General features: G+C 70.0%; 16 protein-coding genes. 9 read left to right on the forward strand and 7 right to left on the reverse strand.

Annotation, left to right across the window (positions count from 1 at the left end):
• Positions 1–28: 28 nt before the first annotated feature.
• From ACWDTS_RS26745 to aroB, 8 genes are all read left to right on the forward strand, one after another.
• Positions 29–1,204, forward strand: a complete 1,176-nt coding sequence (locus tag ACWDTS_RS26745) for a thiolase family protein (RefSeq protein WP_450119361.1) — start codon at positions 29–31, stop codon at positions 1,202–1,204.
• A 47-nt stretch (positions 1,205–1,251) separates the two neighbouring features.
• Positions 1,252–2,013 carry a crotonase/enoyl-CoA hydratase family protein gene (locus ACWDTS_RS26750; RefSeq protein WP_197255677.1) on the forward strand — a complete coding sequence of 254 codons (762 nt, stop codon included), beginning with the start codon at positions 1,252–1,254 and terminating at the stop codon, positions 2,011–2,013.
• A 27-nt stretch (positions 2,014–2,040) separates the two neighbouring features.
• Positions 2,041–2,811 carry an SDR family NAD(P)-dependent oxidoreductase gene (locus ACWDTS_RS26755; RefSeq protein WP_450111275.1) on the forward strand — a complete coding sequence of 257 codons (771 nt, stop codon included), beginning with the start codon at positions 2,041–2,043 and terminating at the stop codon, positions 2,809–2,811.
• 86 nt (positions 2,812–2,897) lie between these two features.
• Complete coding sequence (locus ACWDTS_RS26760; RefSeq protein WP_197255675.1) at positions 2,898–4,361, forward strand: MFS transporter; 1,464 nt, start codon at positions 2,898–2,900, stop codon at positions 4,359–4,361.
• A 176-nt stretch (positions 4,362–4,537) separates the two neighbouring features.
• Positions 4,538–5,137, forward strand: coding sequence for a prepilin peptidase (locus ACWDTS_RS26765; protein ID WP_450119362.1), 600 nt, complete (start codon positions 4,538–4,540; stop codon positions 5,135–5,137).
• Positions 5,138–5,185: 48 nt separating this feature from the next.
• A complete protein-coding gene (gene aroC / locus ACWDTS_RS26770; protein ID WP_450119363.1) occupies positions 5,186–6,373 on the forward strand; it encodes a chorismate synthase in 1,188 nt (395 codons plus the stop codon).
• A gap of 5 nt (positions 6,374–6,378) precedes the next feature.
• A complete protein-coding gene (locus ACWDTS_RS26775; RefSeq protein ID WP_450119364.1) occupies positions 6,379–6,948 on the forward strand; it encodes a shikimate kinase in 570 nt (189 codons plus the stop codon).
• A complete protein-coding gene (gene aroB, locus ACWDTS_RS26780; protein WP_197255665.1) occupies positions 6,945–8,054 on the forward strand; it encodes a 3-dehydroquinate synthase in 1,110 nt (369 codons plus the stop codon). Before ACWDTS_RS26775 ends, aroB begins: the two co-directional genes overlap by 4 nt.
• A gap of 72 nt (positions 8,055–8,126) precedes the next feature.
• On the opposite strand, the gene ACWDTS_RS26785 is transcribed toward aroB, so the two are convergent.
• The 6 genes from ACWDTS_RS26785 to ACWDTS_RS26810 form a co-directional block, all read right to left on the reverse strand.
• Entirely contained in the window at positions 8,127–8,546 is a 420-nt protein-coding gene (locus ACWDTS_RS26785; RefSeq protein ID WP_450119365.1) for a hypothetical protein, read from the reverse strand.
• Positions 8,547–9,381: 835 nt separating this feature from the next.
• Positions 9,382–11,568 carry an acyltransferase family protein gene (locus ACWDTS_RS26790; RefSeq protein WP_450111279.1) on the reverse strand — a complete coding sequence of 729 codons (2,187 nt, stop codon included), beginning with the start codon at positions 11,566–11,568 and terminating at the stop codon, positions 9,382–9,384.
• A 103-nt stretch (positions 11,569–11,671) separates the two neighbouring features.
• Positions 11,672–12,445, reverse strand: a complete 774-nt coding sequence (locus tag ACWDTS_RS26795; RefSeq protein WP_450119366.1) for a DUF6920 family protein — start codon at positions 12,443–12,445, stop codon at positions 11,672–11,674.
• A 63-nt stretch (positions 12,446–12,508) separates the two neighbouring features.
• The gene (locus ACWDTS_RS26800; protein WP_248674376.1) at positions 12,509–13,195 is read right to left on the reverse strand and encodes a DNA alkylation repair protein; all 687 of its coding nucleotides are present in this window, start codon (positions 13,193–13,195) and stop codon (positions 12,509–12,511) included.
• Between the two features lie 284 nt (positions 13,196–13,479).
• The gene (locus ACWDTS_RS26805; protein ID WP_450111281.1) at positions 13,480–13,947 is read right to left on the reverse strand and encodes a DIP1984 family protein; all 468 of its coding nucleotides are present in this window, start codon (positions 13,945–13,947) and stop codon (positions 13,480–13,482) included.
• 87 nt (positions 13,948–14,034) lie between these two features.
• Positions 14,035–14,859, reverse strand: a complete 825-nt coding sequence (locus tag ACWDTS_RS26810) for an MBL fold metallo-hydrolase (protein ID WP_450111282.1) — start codon at positions 14,857–14,859, stop codon at positions 14,035–14,037.
• Between the two features lie 35 nt (positions 14,860–14,894).
• On the opposite strand from ACWDTS_RS26810, the gene ACWDTS_RS26815 reads away from it, so the two are divergent.
• The gene (locus ACWDTS_RS26815; protein WP_450119367.1) at positions 14,895–16,964 is read left to right on the forward strand and encodes a phage holin family protein; all 2,070 of its coding nucleotides are present in this window, start codon (positions 14,895–14,897) and stop codon (positions 16,962–16,964) included.
• A 57-nt stretch (positions 16,965–17,021) separates the two neighbouring features.
• Here the strand turns inward: ACWDTS_RS26815 and ACWDTS_RS26820 are convergent, their stop codons facing one another.
• A complete protein-coding gene (locus tag ACWDTS_RS26820; protein ID WP_450111284.1) occupies positions 17,022–18,152 on the reverse strand; it encodes a patatin-like phospholipase family protein in 1,131 nt (376 codons plus the stop codon).
• Between the last annotated feature and the right edge of the window lie 231 nt (positions 18,153–18,383).

The raw sequence follows: 18,383 nt of genomic DNA on the forward strand, positions 1-18,383 counted from the left end.
TCGGCACGTCACCGAAAGGGCGACACACATGGTCGAATCCGTCATCGTCGGCGCCACCCGCACGGCGATCGCCCGGTCCTTCAAGGGAGCGCTGGTCGATGTGCCGGCGGAAACCCTCGCCGAGACCGTTCTGACCGAGGCGGTGCGTCGCGCCCGCATCGACCCGTCCCACGTGGACGACGTCATCTTCGCCGAATTGAACTACGGCGGTGGTGATCTCGCGCGCCACGCGGCGGTGGCCGCGGGCATGACCACGGTGCCCGGGCAGGCCGTCAACCGGCACTGCGCCGGCAGCCTCACCGCCATCTCGAACGCGGCCGCACACATCGGTGTCGGCATGGAACGGGTGATCGTGGCCGGTGGTGTGCAGTCGTTGTCGACCTCGCCGATCATGAAATGGCGCGTGCCGGGTTCGAATCTCGAGTTCCGGGAGCCGTGGATGCCGCCGTCGCACCCGGAGACGCCGGACGCGCCCACCCTCGACATGGCGATCACCGTCGGCTGGAACACCGCGCAGGCGGTCGGGATCAGCCGCGAAGAGATGGACGCCTGGGCCGAACGTTCGCATCGCCGCGCCGTCGCCGCGATCGACGCCGGCAAATTCGTCGACGAGATTGTGCCGATCAAGGTGCAGCGGCCCGACGGTTCGGTGCTGGACTTCGCGGTCGACGAACATCCGCGCCGCGACACCACCCTGGAACGCCTCGCGTCGCTGCCGGTGCTGCACCCGGAGATCGAGGGCTTCTCCATCACCGCCGGTAACAGCAGCGGTATCAACGACGCCGCGGCCGCGGTGACGCTGGTCGCCGGAGACTACGCCGTCTCCGAGGGGCTCGAGGTGCTCGGTACGGTCCGGGCGTGGGCGAATGCGGCCCTGGCTCCGCGGGACACCGGGCTCGGCGCGGTCGCGGTGATCGGCAAGGTCCTCGACCGGGCGGGATTGGCCGCCTTGGATGTGACGCTGTGGGAGATCAACGAAGCGTTCGCGTCGGTTCCGATCGCCGCGTGCCGCGAGTACGGACTCGACGAGGAACGGGTGAACTTCTCCGGAAGCGGTTGCAGCCTCGGTCATCCCATCTCCGCGTCCGGGGCCCGCATGGTCACCACCCTGCTCTACGAACTGCGGCGCCGCGGCGGCGGAATCGGTGTCGCCGCGATGTGTGCCGGCGGCGGGCAGGGCGGCGCGGTCGTCGTCGAGGCCTGAAAAAGCCCACGAAATTCTTCGCCACGAAACTTATCGGGAGGCAAACGGTGTCGGACGAAGTACTGCGGGAACGCCGCGGACGCACGTTGGTGATCACGATCAACCGGCCGGACGCGCGCAACGCCGTGAACCTGGCCGTCAGCCGGGGCCTGGCCGACGCGGTCGACGAACTCGACGAGAGCCCCGAACTGTCGGTCGCGGTGCTGACCGGCGCGGGCGGCAACTTCTGCGCGGGCATGGACCTGAAGGCGTTCGCCGCCGGCGAGATCGTCGCGATCCCCGGCCGGGGCATGGGCTTCACCGAACGACCGCCCACCAAGCCGATCATCGCCGCGGTGGAGGGATACGCGCTCGCGGGCGGAACGGAACTCGTGCTCGCGACCGACCTGGTAGTCGCGTCGACGACCGCGAAATTCGGGATCCCCGAGGTCAAACGCGGCCTGGTCGCCGGCGGTGGTGGGCTGCTGCGGCTGCATCGGCGCATCCCGTACCAGAAGGCTCTCGAACTGGCGCTGACCGGCGACAGCTTCACCGCCGAGCAGGGGCACGGGTACGGCTTCGTCAACGTGCTCGCCGAGCCGGGCAAGGCCCTCGACGAGGCGCTCGCCCTGGCCGAGCGGATCACCGCGAACGGACCCCTCGCGGTCGCGGTCACCAAGGACATCATGACCAGGTCGCGCGGCTGGTCGGACGACGAGATGTGGCAGAAGCAGCTCGAGCTCATCCTCCCGGTGTTCACGTCGCAGGACGCGAAGGAAGGCGCGCTGGCCTTCGCCGAGAAGCGCGCACCGCAATGGACCGGCGCCTGAGCGCACACGACAACCCCTGGAGGAACTGTGGCTTTCGAAGGTGAAGTAGTCCTCGTCAGCGGCGGCGCCGGCGGTCTCGGCGAAGCCACCGTGCGCCGGCTGCACGGTGCCGGTGCGGCCGTCGTCATCGCCGACGTCAACGACGCCAAGGCCGGTGCCCTGGCCGAGGAACTCGGCAACAAGGCCGTGTACGTCCGCACCGATGTCCTCGACAGCGCGAGCATCGAGGCGGCATTGGCGGCTGCGGACGAGTTGGGCACGCTCCGGTACGCGGTGATCGCCCACGGCGGTTTCGGGGTGCTCGAGAAGGTCGTCAACCGGGACGGCAGCCCCCACACGTTCGAGGGATTCACCGACACCATCGCGCTGTACCTGAGCGGCACCTACAACGTGCTGCGGCTGACCGCCGCGAAGATCGCCGAGCTCGACCCGAAGCCGAACGGGGAGCGCGGCGCGATCGTGATGACGAGCTCGATCGCCGGGTACGAGGGGCAGATCGGACAGTCCGCCTATGCCGCGGCGAAGGGCGGTGTGAACGCCCTGACCCTGACCGGTGCCCGCGACCTCAGCGCGGTCGGCATCCGCCTCAACAGCATCGCACCCGGGACCGTGCGCACCCCGATCATGGAGTTCCTCGGAGAGGAGAAGCTCGCCAAGTTCGCCGAATCGGTGCCGTTCCCGAAGCGGCTCGGCACCCCGGACGAATACGCCTTCCTCGCGCAGCACCTGCTCGAGAACCCGTACATCAACGGCGAGGTGGTGCGCCTCGACGGGGCGCAGCGATTCCAGCCGAAGTAGGCGCCGAGGTCCGGGCGGCGACGAGGGGCGCCGCCCGGACCTCGGGATCGACTGCGGGGTGGCGGTGAGGCAGGCACCATGAACAGATGGCTGAGGCGACCGTCGGTCTGCACACCCGCCGGGGCCGGTGGGTCGTCACCGCCACCGTGCTCGGCTCGAGCCTCGCCCTGTTGGACGGCACCGTCGTCAACATCGCGCTGCCGCGCATCGCCGCCGACCTCGGCTCCGGTGTCGCCGGCATGCAGTGGGTGCTCAGCGGCTACACGCTGACCCTGGCGTCGTTGATCCTGCTCGGCGGCGCACTCGGTGACCGGTGGGGGAGGCGGCGCGTATTCGTCTGGGGCACAGTGTGGTTCGCGGCAGCCTCGTTGTTGTGCGGACTCGCACCGAACGTCACCACGCTGGTGATCGCGCGAATCCTGCAGGGAGTGGGCGCGGCCCTGCTCACGCCGGGATCCCTCGCACTGATCTCGGCCACCATCCGGGGTGACGACCGCGGCGCCGCGATCGGCCTGTGGTCCGGCTTCGGCGGTGTTGCCGGCGCCGTCGGCCCGCTGCTCGGCGGCTGGATGGTGGAGGTCGCGGGCTGGCGGTCGGTGTTCCTGCTGAATCTGCCCCTCGCCGCTGTCGTCGTGTGGGTGGCGCTGCGTCACGTGCCGGAGAGTTGCGATCCGTCGCCACCGGATCGGCTCGACGTCGCGGGCGCGGTCCTGGGTGCGGTCGGGCTGGGCCTGGTGACCTACGGCCTGATCGAGGCGCAGCCCGTTGTCGCCGGTGTGGGCGTCGTGGTGCTGGTGGCGTTCGTGCTGGTCGAGCGGCATTCCCCGGTCGCGTTGATCCCGCCGGATCTGTTTGCCTCCCGACTGTTCACGGCCGCGAACCTGGTCACGTTCACCGTCTACGCCGCGTTCGGCGGCGTTTTCTTCCTGCTGGTGCTGCAACTGCAGCTCGTCGTCGGCTACTCGCCGATCCTGGCGGGCACGGCCACGATCCCGATCACCGTCCTGATGCTGCTGCTGTCCTCGCGGGCGGGTCGCTACGCCCAGCGGCACGGTCCGCGCGGGCCGATGACGGTGGGGCCCGCCGTCGCGGCGGTCGGGTTGCTGCTCATGCTGCGCATCGACGCGGACGCGTCCTACCTGCGGGACGTGCTGCCCGCGGTCGTCGTGTTCGGTCTCGGACTCTCGTCGCTGGTGGCACCCCTGACGGCGGCGGTGCTCGGTGCGGTGCCGGTCGCACGCTCCGGGATCGCGTCCGGGGTCAACAACGCGGTGGCACGCACCAGCCAACTGCTCGCCGTCGCCGCACTGCCCGGGCTCGCCGGGATCGGCGGTGCGGCCCTCACCGACGCGGCCACGTTCGACCGCGGGTTCGACATCGCGATGCTGATCTGCGCCGGCTTGCTCGCGGTCAGTGCGGTCCTCGCGGCTGCCCTCATTCCCGGACCGGCGGCCGCGGTGCCCGCGGATTCGGTGGCGTGCAAGCCGCACTGTGACGTCACCGGCCCGGCGGTGCAGCCGGACATTGCCGGTCCCGACGCCGAGCCCTGAACCCGAGGAGCCGCCCGACCGCTCGTGCGTGCTTTCGGTAGCGGCAACTACCGGAACCACGCACGAGCACGGGAATCAGGGGAAGAGTTGTCCACACCCGCCCGATCCATCCACAGATTCGGGTTTTCCCACCCGACGGGGTCGATCGGCGATCTTGTAACCGCCACGCTGCGCCCATGGACATCACGTTGTGCGTCGTGGCGGGGCTCGTCGCCGGACTCGGAGCCCGACACCTGACGACCCACCTCGCCGGGCGCCCGCCGGCACGCGCCGTCTGCGAGGCGACGTGCGTGGCCGGGAGTCTGGTTGCGGCGGTATCCGGCTCGGGTCCGGTCGAGGCCCTCGCACTCGCTTCGCTGATCTGGTGGTGCGTGTGCCTGAGCGTCGTCGATCTGCTCGAGCGACGGCTCCCGAACGTTCTCACCGGACCCGGTGCGGCAGTGATCGTGACGCTCGCGGCGGCGACCGGGCAGGGGCGCGCGGCGCTCGTCGGCGCGGGTCTGCTCGCCGGGCCGATGCTGCTCGCCCACCTCGTCTCGCCGCGGTCGCTGGGTGCCGGGGACGTCAAACTCGCGGTCGGTGTGGGCGCCGCCGCGGGGGCCGCGGGACCGGCGGCGTGGCTGTGCGTCGCGGTCGGTCCACCGCTGCTCACCGCCACCGCGGGACTGGTGATGCTGGTGGTGCAGCAGTGGCGGACCGAAGCCGGGCCGGTGCTCGTTCCGCACGGCCCGTCGATGTGCGCGGTCACCGTGCTCACGCTCCTCACAACCGCCTGAGCGGACCACTGTCACGACAACCCGATCGGGCATGGAAGGATATGCGGTGTGCTGCGCTGGATAACTGCTGGAGAATCCCATGGTCCCGCCCTCGTCGCGATGCTCGAGGGGATGGTCGCCGGTGTCGAGGTGACGTCGAACGACATCTCGGAGCAGCTCGCACGCCGCCGCCTCGGCTACGGACGCGGCGCGCGCATGAAGTTCGAGGCCGACAAGGTCACCATCATCGGCGGGGTGCGCCACGGACTCACCCTCGGCGGTCCCGTCGCCATCGAGGTCGGCAACACCGAATGGCCCAAGTGGGAAACCATCATGTCCGCCGACCCGGTCGACGCCGAGGCCCTCGCCGATCAGGCCCGCAACGCGCCGCTGACCCGTCCGCGCCCCGGCCACGCCGACTACTCGGGCATGCTCAAGTACGGCTTCGACGACGCCCGCCCGGTGCTCGAACGCGCCAGCGCCCGCGAAACCGCGGCCCGTGTCGCCGCCGGCACCGTCGCCCGCAACTTCCTGCGCCAGGTGTTCGGCGCCGAGGTCATCTCCCACGTCATCTCCATCGGCGCCTCCGAGCCGTACGTGGGTGCGGAACCGACCGCCGCGGACCTCGCGGCCATCGACGCGAGCCCGGTGCGCGCGTTCGACAAGGCCGCCGAAGAGTCCATGATCGCCGAGATCGATGCCGCCAAGCGCGACGGCGACACCCTCGGCGGCGTCGTGGAGGTCGTCGTTCACGGCCTGCCCGTCGGCCTGGGATCGTTCGTCAGCGGCGCCGACCGCCTCGACGCGCGGCTCGCCGCGGCCCTCATGGGCATCCAGGCGATCAAGGGCGTCGAGGTCGGCGACGGCTTCGAGACCGCGCGGCGCCGCGGCAGCGCCGCCCACGACGAGATGAAGCCCGGCCCGGACGGTGTGCTGCGCTCGTCGAACCGCGCCGGCGGCATCGAAGGCGGCATGACCAACGGCGAGGCGCTGCGTGTGCGCGCGGCGATGAAGCCGATCTCCACCGTCCCGCGTGCCCTGTCCACCGTCGACATGACCACCGGTGAGGAAGCGGTCGCGATCCACCAGCGGTCCGACGTGTGCGCCGTGCCCGCCGCCGGTGTCGTCGCCGAGGCGATGGTCGCGCTGGTCGTCGCGCAGGCCGCGCTCGAGAAGTTCGGTGGCGACTCGCTCGCCGAGACCCGCAGCAACGCCGACCACTACATGAAGGGCATCGCGGCGCGTCCGCCGCGGTGACTGTCATGAGGCCACGCGCCGTACTGATCGGGCCGCCCGGCGCCGGAAAGTCGACGATCGGTCGGCGCGTCGCCCAGGCGCTCGAATTGCCGCTGCTCGACACCGACGCCGAGATCGAACGCGTCACCGGCCGCACCATCCCCGAGATCTTCTCCGAGGACGGCGAGCCGGCATTCCGGGAGATCGAGGAACGCGTCGTCGCCGATGCCCTCGCACAACAGGAGGGCATCGTCTCCCTGGGTGGCGGGGCGATCCTGTCCGAGCGCACCCGCAAGCGGCTCGCCGGGCACACAGTGATCTATCTCGAGATCAGCATCGCCGAAGGTCTGCGCCGCACCGGCACGGGCACCGGACGCCCCCTGCTCGCGGGGGACGATCCGGCCAAGAAGTACCGGGAGCTGATGCGCCGACGTCGCCCGCTGTACCGGCAGGCCGCGACCATCCGGGTCCGGACCGACGGCCGCAGTCCGGGCCGCGTCGTCCAGTACCTGATCACCAAGCTCGAGGCGGAAGCCGCTGCCGGCGCCACCGCGAGCACGTCCACCAGCGCAGAGAAGCGGAGCACCACACCGTGACCGAACCGGTACGTGTCGACGTCCAGACCGCCCAGCCCTACCCGGTGATCATCGGCCGGGGCCTGCTCGGTGACATCGTCGACACCCTCACAGGCACCCGCACCGTCGCGATCTTCCACCAGCCGCCGCTCGAAGCGACGGCCGAGGCGTTGCGGGAAGTGCTCGCGGAGAAGGGAATCGATGCGCACCGCGTGGAGATCCCGGATGCCGAGGACGGCAAGGATCTCGCGGTCGCCGGGTTCTGCTGGGAGGTGCTCGGCCGCATCGGCCTGACCCGCAGCGACGCGATCGTCTCGCTCGGCGGCGGCGCCGCCACCGACCTCGCCGGATTCGTCGCCGGCACCTGGATGCGCGGGGTGCGCATCTTCCACATCCCGACGACGCTGCTCGCGATGGTCGACGCCGCGGTCGGCGGCAAGACCGGCATCAACACCGAGGCGGGCAAGAACCTGGTCGGCGTGTTCCACGAACCGTCCGCCGTGTTCGTGGACCTGGCGACCCTCGAGACCGTGCCGCGCAACGAGATCATCGCCGGCATGGCCGAGGTCATCAAGACCGGCTTCATCGCCGACCCGACGATCCTCGACCTCATCGAGGCCGACCCGCAGGCTGCGCTGGATCCGACCGGCACGGTGCTGCCGGAACTGATCCGCCGCTCCATCGAGGTCAAGGCCAAGGTCGTCGCCGCGGACCTGCGCGAGTCGAGCCTGCGCGAGATCCTCAACTACGGGCACACCCTCGGCCACGCCATCGAGCGCCGCGAGCGGTACCGGTGGCGTCACGGCGCCGCGGTCTCCGTCGGACTCGTGTTCGCCGCGGAACTGGGCCGGCTGGCCGGCCGTCTCGACGACGCGACCGCCGATCGGCACCGGACGATCCTCGAAGCGGTGGGCCTGCCCACCACCTACGACGCCGCCGCCTTCGCCGAGCTGCACAAGGGCATGCAGACCGACAAGAAGAACCGCGCCGGAATGCTGCGGTTCGTCGTCCTCGACGGTCTCGCCAAGCCGGGCCGGCTCGAGGGGCCGGACCCGACGCTGCTCGCCGCCGCCTACTCCGAGGTCGCCAAGCAGGGCAAGGCCGACGCCGGCACCGTGCTGCTCTGACACGGTGAGGTCCTCCGGTCGCGACGGGGCGGTCGAACTGCCCCATGGCCGACCGGAGGACCCGATCCGCCGCTAGTCGGTGCCGGTTCGCACCGCAGCGACCACCACCGCGACAAGAAGTGCCAGCAAGAGGACCACGAGCAGCACCGGCCCGAGCAGGAGTGTGAGGGACAGCACGAGAACGAGCCCGATCTTGGCCTCGAGGCTCAACCCTCCAACCAGGCCTTTGATCGCAGCCCACACCGGATTCCTACCCGCCAGAACGGCCTGAAGTCCTGCCAGCGCGGCTTTCATGCCCGCGCGTCCGTGCGCAACTTCATCGACAAGCGGGTCGATCCACTTCCGGATCTTTTTCGCCAGGTCACCGCGATTCTGCACGCCGGCGAGCTGGTGAACGCGGTTTTCCAACGCTTCGACGGCAGTCCCGAGCGATCGACGCACCACCTCGAAGACAGCGCCGGCAGGCCCGGTGTCGGTAGTGCCGCCGCGCACCGTCGATGAGATTTCCGGCTGATGCGTGTTGATCGGCGGAGCGGACCGCGGGTGCGCGGGCGGGCGGGTCCCCTCCTTTCGGGGACGTTTCCGTGTGGCCGGATTCGTGGTGGTCGGCTCCGCCTGGGGATGCTTGCGGGGCACGGCACCGTCGGGTCGCTCTCGCACACGGCGCGTGGTCGGAGCCGACGTGCCGGACGCGACATCTGCTCGTTTCCGTCGAGTCGGCGGTTCTGCCGGTGACGGTTGGCCGCGGCGCGGTGCGGTCGACCTCGGACCGGCCGATTCCTTGTGGGGGGCTCGCGCCGAAGGCGTCTCGGGGGACGCCTTCGTCCTCGTCGCCGCCTTCGGTGAACGGACTCCCGTGCGGGGTGCGGTGGCTGCCGTCGCGTTGCCGCTGTTCGTGGACTTCCGGTCGCTCGCCGCACCCCGACGGTGCGGCTCGGCCGCCGCGGCCCGGCCCTGTGAATTCTGTTGTGTACTCATACCGCTCGCCTTACTTGCTGTCCCTCGGCGTGCTTACTACCTCTCAGTGTGCTCGCTTTTCGTGGAAGGAGGGGAGGTCGGCGCCGTCCCCGCCGGAATCGGTGCCACAGCTTCTTCCGTCGCTGCCGGTGTCGTTCGACGGCGTACACGCACGGGCCGGCTCTGGACGGACGACCGAAGCCGAAGACCACCTGGCGCCGGTCGACAGTCCCACGCCCGCACCGATCGGGATGTCGACCCAGGGGTCCGGGTTTGCCCACCCCGGCCGAACGGCGCCATGCCGTTCACCACTCCGGCTCGAGCCCCTACCCGACCGCGCCGTTGCCGATCGCCCTGACCCGACGGAACCCTAGCGCGGGGCCAGAGCCCGGTCCGCGAGTGCGCCGACGACGGGAGCCAACGCTTGGGCGTGCTCGATCGTGAGGTGGTTGTCGTCGCGGAACACCAGGCCGTTTCCGACGATCACCGGGCAACTCTCGGCGGTGCAGAACAGCTCGGTGAGGTCGGCATACTCCCCGCCGCCGGCAACAGTGGCCGCGGCCTCGGCGGCGACGCCGGCAGCGTTCAGTGCCATCGACCGCTCCGGTGCGCAGGCCGTCGCATCGTCGATGTGCTCGGACAGGCACGTCGGCACCACCGCGTGCGGATCCGGCACCGGGCCGAGGACGAGGACCTTCGCGCCGGTCGCCCGGAGTTGGGCAACCATGCGGGTCAGGCTGTCCTGCCACTCCGGGCCGTACGTGGTGAAACCGAAGTCGCCGCCGTATCGGCGAGACATGCTCAGCACGACGAGTTGTGGTCTTTCCTCCTGCAACCGCGAGACGATCTCCCCGCGCCACTGCTCGCACTCGGTGTACTCGCGCCCCAGGTACGGGCTCGTCAACGACAGGTCCAGCAGTGGACAGGTGACCTTGCCCAGGGTTTCCAGCCGCCACCGCCGTTCCACGGCAACCGATTCGAACGCAGGAGCCCACATCGCGGCGTGCGAGTCACCGACCAGCGCCACCGTGATCGGTGACGTGATATCACCCGACGCGCACTCGTCCTGTCCGACCTCCAGCCACGAGCGCACACAACCGTTGAGGAACACATCCGGCTTGCCGGACGGCGCATCGGCCAGTGACGGGGACAGGTTCGACGGGACAGCAGCCAATCCCGCCGTCGCCGTGACCGCGGCCTGAACCTGTGCGGTCAGTTCCCGCACGGCAACATCGTGCGGGTCGGCCGTGGGCGCCGGATCCTGCGTCGGCGCAGAGACCGTCAGCGCCGCGGCGGCCTCCCCGTGGCCGACCGGAACCGGCCGCAGCACCAGCAGCACCAGACACACACAGACGCTGAGCGCGGTGATCGCTGCCCCGACAACGAGACTGCGGGAAGCCGAGCGGCGCAGGGGGAGCGCAAACCGGAGGGGGTTCTCCACCGCCGTCAGCGTGAGCGCGGCGAGCCCGGCGGCGAGCGCCACCACAGCCAGACGCCCGACCGGCCCGAGGTCGCGGTCGAGGAATGCCGGCGTGAGGATCAGCAGGGGCCAGTGCCACAGGTACCAGGAGTACGACAGGCGCCCGAGCGCGCGCATCGGCCGCAGCGACAATCCGCGTCCGACACCCAGCCGGGGCGAGGCACAGCCCGCGCCGATCACCAGCGCCGTACCCAGTACGGGCAGCAGGGCTGCCGTGCCCGGATAAGGGGTGGTTTCGCCCAGACGCACGCAGGCGAGGACGATCAGGGCCAGCCCGGCCCATCCCGCGGTGGCCGCGAGGAGACCCGGCAGTCGGCGCCACAGCGGGACGGACAGCGCGACCAGGCCACCGACGGCCAACTCCCACGCCCGAGACGGCAGGGAGAAGAACGCCCACGGCGGCAGCGTGCGGGTCCAGGACAGTGACACCGCGAACGACGCCGCCGCAACCAGTACCAGGACCGAGACGTACGGCACCGCCGACGGGGCCCCGCCGCGCCTGTGACGGACCGACCAGGCGGTCGCCACGATCAGCGCCGGCCACACCAGGTAGAACTGCTCCTCGACCCCCAACGACCAGAAGTGCTGGAACGGGGACGGGGGCGCGTCCGCCGCCAGATAGTCGGTGCCACGCAACGCGAATCGGTAGTTCCCCACGTAGAGCGCACTTGCGATTCCGTCGCCCAGCGCCTCCCGGGCCTGCAACGGGGGCAATAGAAACGCCGAACCGATCGCCGTGACCACCAGCACGAGACCTCCGGCCGGGAGGAGGCGGCGCGCTCGTGCGCTGTAGAAGCGGGCGATCCGCACGGACCCGGTGGACGTCACGTCCCGCCACAGCAACCCGGTGATGAGGAAACCCGAGACGACGAAGAAGACGTCGACACCGACGAATCCGCCGCCGATCCCGGGCACACCTGCGTGGAACAGGACCACGGCGAGCACCGCAACGGCCCGCAGGCCCTCGATGTCGGGGCGAAACGCCGCACTCGGTTTCCCGGATGGTGCCGCGTCGGGGCCGACGGGATCCGCGCGACCGACCCGGCGCCGTTGTTCCGGGATGCCAACCAGATTCATCCGCGCATCCTTGCAGAGGCCGGCGCCTCGTGCCCGATGAACGGTGACTCTCCGGTGCGCACCGGTGTCGTTTCGGCTGTGTTCTCGGCGGAATGCTGTGTCCTCAGCGGAACACGGCGGCGCTGATCTCCGCACGGAAGAACTCGCCCTCCGGCCATCGGTTCGTGCCCCACCACCATCCGGCGCGGAAGCGGGACGGAATCGTGATGCCGCCGAACGACGACTCCGCCTCGATGTCCACACCGAACGGGTAGCGGCCGAAGGGTTCTCCGTTCGGATTGCCCCAGCGATCCAGATGTATCGTCCCGAGCCGGCCGTTTCCGGCGAGTTCGAGGCACACCGTCTCGGTGTGGCGGCCGGTGCGCCAGGTCGCGAGTGCGGAACCGGTGCCCGCCTCGTGCCACGTCGCCGACCTGAATGTCGTTGGTACGAAGATGAATTCGGAGGCCAAGCGGCCGGCGGCGCTGGTGCCGACGTCGGTGGTGGCCGCCGACATCACCGGGACGAGACCACCGAGTTTCCAGTTCATCTCGCCGCGTCCGTCGGTGTACCGGTCGTAGCCGAGAACCGGCAGACCCGCGACCCGCGCGGTCGCCGCCCACACGAACCCGACGCCCGGGGCGAGGATCTGCGCTGCCCGGAACGGGCGCCACGACCCGAGCTTGATGTGACCGCGCATGGTCAGGTGCACCGCGCGGGCGAGCGGCACGCCCGGTTCCAGTGCGTGCGTGAGCCATTGTTGCGCGGCCGAGGGAAGGTCCGCGACCTGCTCGGGGTCGAACCGCTCCGCCGAGGGCGGCAGGGACCTCAGCGCGTCCCATTCGCACCGAACCGGTCGCGCCGAGCGTGGTGGAGGCGGGAACACGGGTCCGTCCATGTCTGAAGCATGAGGGCGCGCACCCGGCCGGGCAACCGGACGGGGTGACCGGCGTGACGATCGTTACGTCGCGCTGCGGCGCCGCACGATTTCGGCGATCCAGGTCGGGGCGAACGGCGAGGTACATCCCGGGGACGTCGGGTAGTCCTCGAGCACCTTCAGGCGCTCACCGATCGCGATCGCACGGTCGCGCAGGTCGGCGTGCTCGATGCCGATCTCGGCGAGGCAGTGGTTCATGGCCCACTGCAGTCGATCCGGGGCGTCCTTCATCTGCGCCTCGATGATGTCGAGCAGTCCGGTCAGGTCGAGGCCGTCGGGGTTCTTCGCGACGCGGTCGACGGTCAGTTCCCACCCGGCACTCGCGACGACCGGATCCGGGTCGGCGAACCATGTCGCACGCAGGTCCTCGCAGTGCGGGTTCTTCTTGACCACGTAGTTGACGAGCCAGTCCTGCACCTTGGGGGTGCGCGCCGCCCGCAGCATCGCGTCGAGATCGTCGCGGTCGAACGCCTTCGGACGGCAGATGAGAATGGCCAGCAGCCGGGCTGCGCTGTCGCCGGTGTCCCAGAGTTCCCGCGCGAGATCCTGCTGCGTCTTCAGTCGTTTCGCGACAGCGCGCAGCTTTGTGAGGTTCACCCCGTGGTCGTCGCCGTGTTTCAGGTTAACCGCACGGATCTTGGGGTCGTCGAGTTCGGCGAGTTCGGCCATCACCTCGGCAACCGTGGTGCTGCTGTTCTCCGTTGCGGCCATCGCTCCACTCCTCCTGATCGCGGATGGTATTCGGCTCGATTCGAGGCGATCCCGATTCGAGGCGTGAGGAGCGCCGAGATGCCCCCGAACCCGCCCTCGCCGGTCGAAGATCAGCACGTGGTGGTGAATCGTGCGTGGTGCACGGTCTCTTGTGCGTGGTGCTGGGCGTGCGTAGTGCGGTTTGTTGCGCTGCCCCCGCGCACCGAGGTGCCGGAGTTGACCGCCCGGCGCGGTCGTGTGCTCGCCTCTTCGGCCGGCTACCAGCTCTCGGCCCTCCTCACGGTTCAGTCCAGCAGGTCGACCTCCCAGTTGGTGCGCTGGATGTCCAGGTCGACGGTGCGGATTTCGCGTGCCAATCGGTCTGCGCGAGTTCGCAATTCGGCGACCGGAAGGGCTGCGACGTGGACCAGCTCGGAGCGCAGCTGGCGACCGAATCCGCGGTCGGAGCGCCCGGACGCGGCGTCGGCGGCGGCGGTGATCGCGGAATGATGCAGGCGCAGCACATCTCGACGGGCCAGAGCATCGGTCACGGTGCCGTCCCCGAGCGGTGACGCCGCGTTCGTCTTGTTGATTCGGCGGATCAGCTGTTCGTACTCGTCGAGCGCATCGGTCAGTTCGGCGAGCAGTGCGACGGGGTCCTCGGCCGGTTCCTCACCCTCCTGATGGCGGGCGTTGTCCAGGATCCGTTCCCGCAGCTGGTTGATCCTGCGCAACAGATCTCCGCGCGCGGCCAGTGCCTCGGCCAGCTTCATGTGTCGTCCCCTCGATGATCGTCGGTAGGACCCTAATGTGGTCCGACCGCGGTGTGGGGGAGGTGTGCGGTGGTGTGTCGTCGTGGGCTATCGGCGATGCGTCCCGGACGAACCGTGCCCGCCGTCCGATCCGCCGAGTGCGTCACCCGGACGCAACTCCACGGCCACGAGCCCCGCGCGCTCGGCATGGTGGACGAACTCGGCGCCGGGTCCGAAGAACGACCGCGGACGCACGGCGTCGAAGCCGATCGGCCACAGCGTGCCGTAGTGGATCGGCACTGCCAGGGCTGCCTCCACCAGCCGCGCGGCGACCGCGGCTCGAGGCGGGTCGAGGTGACCGTCGCCGAGTGTGGGACCCCAGCCCCCGACGGGTAGCAGCGCGAGGTCCACCCCCGGGCCGACGTGGTCTTCCAGCCCCGGGTACAGATCGGTGTCGCCGGCGAAGTAGGTCCGCCGGTCGCCTTCGACCACGTATCCGACCGCCGGCGCGAGCTGCGGTCCACGTCGCCAGCGTCGACCGTCGTGATGTGCGGGCACGGCGCGCACGGTGACCGCGCCGATGCGTGTTTCGTCGCCGGGCCGCAGGGGCACCAGGCGGTCGCCGAAGCGGCGCAACGCGGGCAGGCCGTCCATCGCCCGCCACGGGACCACGATCGGAACGTCCGGGTCGAGCAGCCGCAGCGACGGTAGATGGGTGTGGTCGGCGTGCAGATGCGAGAGCAGGACGACGTCCGGGTGGCGCGTGCGGAAGCCGAGGGGGGTGGGGCCCTGCCGGCGGCGCAGGTGGGCGACGCGGTCGGTGAGCACCGGATCGGTCAGGACGACCGTACCGCGGTCCACGATCAGCGTGCTGGCATGCCCGAGCCAGCGCATCCCGGACGCGGCGGTATTCCCACCCGGCGGCGCGCTCACGCCCCTTACGATTCCAGACAACGAGAGGGAGTGCGATGCGCACGGTGGGCGGGGTGTTGCGGATACTCGTCGAATTCCTCGTGCTCTGGGGATCGTCGGCGTTCGCGGTTCTCGTGCTGGACCGCATCCTCCGCGGCGTCACCCTGGATCCGTCGAGCTTTGCTCCGCTGCCGACGCTTCCTGCCGCGCTGGTGGTCGCGCTGGTGTTCGGCATCCTCAACGCGGCACTGTGGCCGTTGACGATGCGCTTCATGTCGTGGATCGGCCCCGTGCTGCTGTTCGTCGGGGTGTTCCTCGCAGGCGGCGCGATCATGCTGCTGACGCTGAACCTGGTGCCGGTCGCCACGGTGGACGAGCCGCGCGATGCGGTCGTTCTGGCAGCGGTGGTCTCGCTGGTCACCTCTGTGGTCTCGGGTGCGATCGCGTCCCGCTCCGATACCGCGTACCGGTTGATGCAGGTGCGCCGGAACCGGTTCCGCCTGCGACGCAACGCTGCTCTCGTGGACGCGGATCCGGGGCTGTTGTGCATCCAGATCGACGGGCTGGGTTACGACGTGTTGCGGCGCGCGATCGCCGACGGCGTGACGCCCGGGCTGGCGAAGCTGGTGCGCGAGACCCACCGGCTGGTCCCGTGGCACACCGACTGGAGCAGCCAGACCGGGGCGACCCAGCTGGCGGTGCTGCACGGTTCCAACCACAACGTCCCGGCTTTCCGTTGGTACGACAAGACGACCGGGCGCATCTCGGTGTTCAGCAACCCCGCCGACAACGAGCAGCGCGAACTCGAACGGGCCGAGATTCCGGGTCTACTCGCGCACGACGGTGCGAGCCGCGGCAACCTGTTCACCGGCGGTGCACACGACAACGTGCTCGTCGTCAGCCGCATGCGCGGTGCCCGTCTCGGCGCCGGCGCCGGCTACAGCGACTACTTCGTCGACCCGGCGAGTGCGCTGCGCACGTTCATCCGAATGTTCGCGGAACTCCAGCGGGAGCTGCGTCAGGCATTGCGGCAGAAGCGGAAGGACATCCGGCCGCGGGTCTCGCGGGGAGGGGTGTATCCGTTCGTGCGGGCCTTCGCGACCGTCCTGGCCACCGACGTCACCGCCGCCGCGGTGGTCGGGGATCTGATCAAGGGGCGCAGCATCGTCTACGTCGACCTGATCGGATACGACGAAGTCTCGCACCACTCCGGAATCTCCCGGCCCGAGACCCTCGCGGTGCTGACCAAGCTCGACGAGATCGTCGAGATGCTGCTCGCTGTGACGGAGCAGGCGGACCGGCGCTACCGCGTCGTCGTGCTGTCGGACCACGGGCAGAGTCAGGGCGCCACCTTCCGGCAACGCTACGGGGAGACCCTGGGGGAGTTGGTTGCCCGGCTGACCGCGCAGGGCGAGCCGTCCGCGGAAGGTCGGCACCGGCACGAGCGCGCTGCCACCGCATCCCCCAAGCCCGGGGCCGAGGGCCGTGCCTACGCGGCGGCCAGCATGCACGCGTCGGCAGCCGACGAGGAGGCGCGTCCTCCCACGGGCGAGCCGACCGTGCTCGGCTCGGGCAACCTCGGTCTGATCTACTTTCCGCACCTGCCGGGACGCGCCGATGTCGACGCCATCGAGGCCGCCCATCCCGGGCTGCTCACCGCGCTTCGCGAGCATCCCGGAATCGGGTTCCTGCTCGTCGCCGCACCCGGCGGATCCGTGGTGCTGGGGTCCGGCGGCCAGGTCGACGTGACGACCGGCGAAGTCACCGGCCGGGACCCTCTCGCGGTGATGGGCCCCGATGCGCTGGCGAAGATCCGACGCACCGACACCTTCGACAACGTGGCCGACATCATGGTCGGCGGCATGTACTGGCCCGAAACCGACGAGGTCGCGGCGTTCGAGGAGCAAGTCGGCTCGCACGGCGGCATGGGGGGACCGCAGAGCACCCCGTTTCTCATCTATCCCGTCGACCTGCCGGCGGCGCCGGAACCATTGCACGGCGCCGAGACTCTGCACGAGGTGCTCGTCGGATGGCGAGATCATTCGACGGGTGTGCGAGCACCCAGCGCACCGGCGCGCCCGAACCGCGGACCTGCAGGGTCGTATTCGACCGGGCCGGGTCGGTGAACTTCACTCGTCGTTCGGTGAGTATCGCCGGGCTGTTTCACGAGAAGTCGGCCTGTGTCACGAGGATTGCGGCGTGCACTTACTGCCGAGCTCCGCGGCGGGCCCGGTGAATTTCGAGTCGAACATGGTGTAGCTCAGCAGCTCGTCGTGGCCGGGCCGAACGTCGCTCATCAAACTCATCAGGGTTGTCTCCATCGGGTGGCGGACACGGCCCCGCAGGCCGAGCATCGAGTCGAACGCGTCCTTTGCGAGACGGTCGATCTTGCTGGTCTCCTGCAGGGTCGGCCCGGCGAACACGACATCGACGGCGCGGTAGCCCTTCGTGCCATTGCGGTTACGCAGCGTCCACAGGTCGTCGATCATGCGGTCCGTGAGGATTGCGCGCAGCGACAGCGCGGCGGTGCCGAGGATATCGGGCGGATTTGCCTGGCCCGTGGACCCGGAGGGCAGTGGCAGACGCTCCTGCGGATGGGACGCGACCACCCCGATCCGCTCTGCTCCCAATTCGAGAGCCGGTTTGATGGGTGTGTTGAGCAGGAGACCGCCGTCGATGTACCCACCCCGGTTTTCGCCGGTGATCTCGACAGGTTGGAAGAGGATCGGGATCGCAGCGGACGCGAGCAGGTGATCGACGCCGAGGGTGGTCGAGACGTATCGAATGTTGCGGTGCGCGTCGTAGCCGGGAAGACGCACGTCGTCGGCGTGCTCGACGAACACCACGGTTCCTCCGGTGGCCAGCGAGGTCGTGGCCACGGCCACCGCTCGGACCTTGCCCGCGCGGACGTTCTCGTGAAGCCGGTCCCAGGGAACCAGTGCCTCGAGCGACGCTCGCATCGGCGACGTGTCGAGAAGCCCGGCGGGAGGAGGAACCGGAAGCCCGATCAGCCTGCCGAGCGTCGAACCGCCGGTCCGCAGCAGAGTGCCGATCGGGGAGAACACGTCCGTCAGCTCGGCCCCGCTCCACGCCGCGACCACCTCCTTGGCTGCCTGCTCGCCGCCGAGATCGGCATAGGCCGCCAAGCCGGCCACGTTCAACGCCCCGGCGCTGGTCCCGACCAGGATCGGCGGAACCACCTCGTCGGGTGCGAGTACGGGAAGCAGGGCCTGGACGGCACCCGCCTCGTACGCACCTCGCGCGCCGGCACCGGACACAACCAGGGCAGTGCGCTGCTCCGACTTCTTCGACATGCGAACCCCCGTGTCGTCGACTGTGTGATCCCATTAGGCGCGCCGGGCGACGGGTTCGCGGGGGAGTTCGGTGAAACGTTGCAGGAGCGTGGTTCCGGCCTCGGGTCCCGGCGTCCTATCCGAGCGAATGTACCGTTCGTCTCCTCAGACGGGCTGTTGCGAAATAGCCGAAGGTCCGCGACCGCGAACCACAGCGCCGGTCCCGGGGCGGGGTCTCCCGCCCCGGGACCA

This window comes from Rhodococcus sp. NPDC003383 (genome assembly GCF_053589115.1).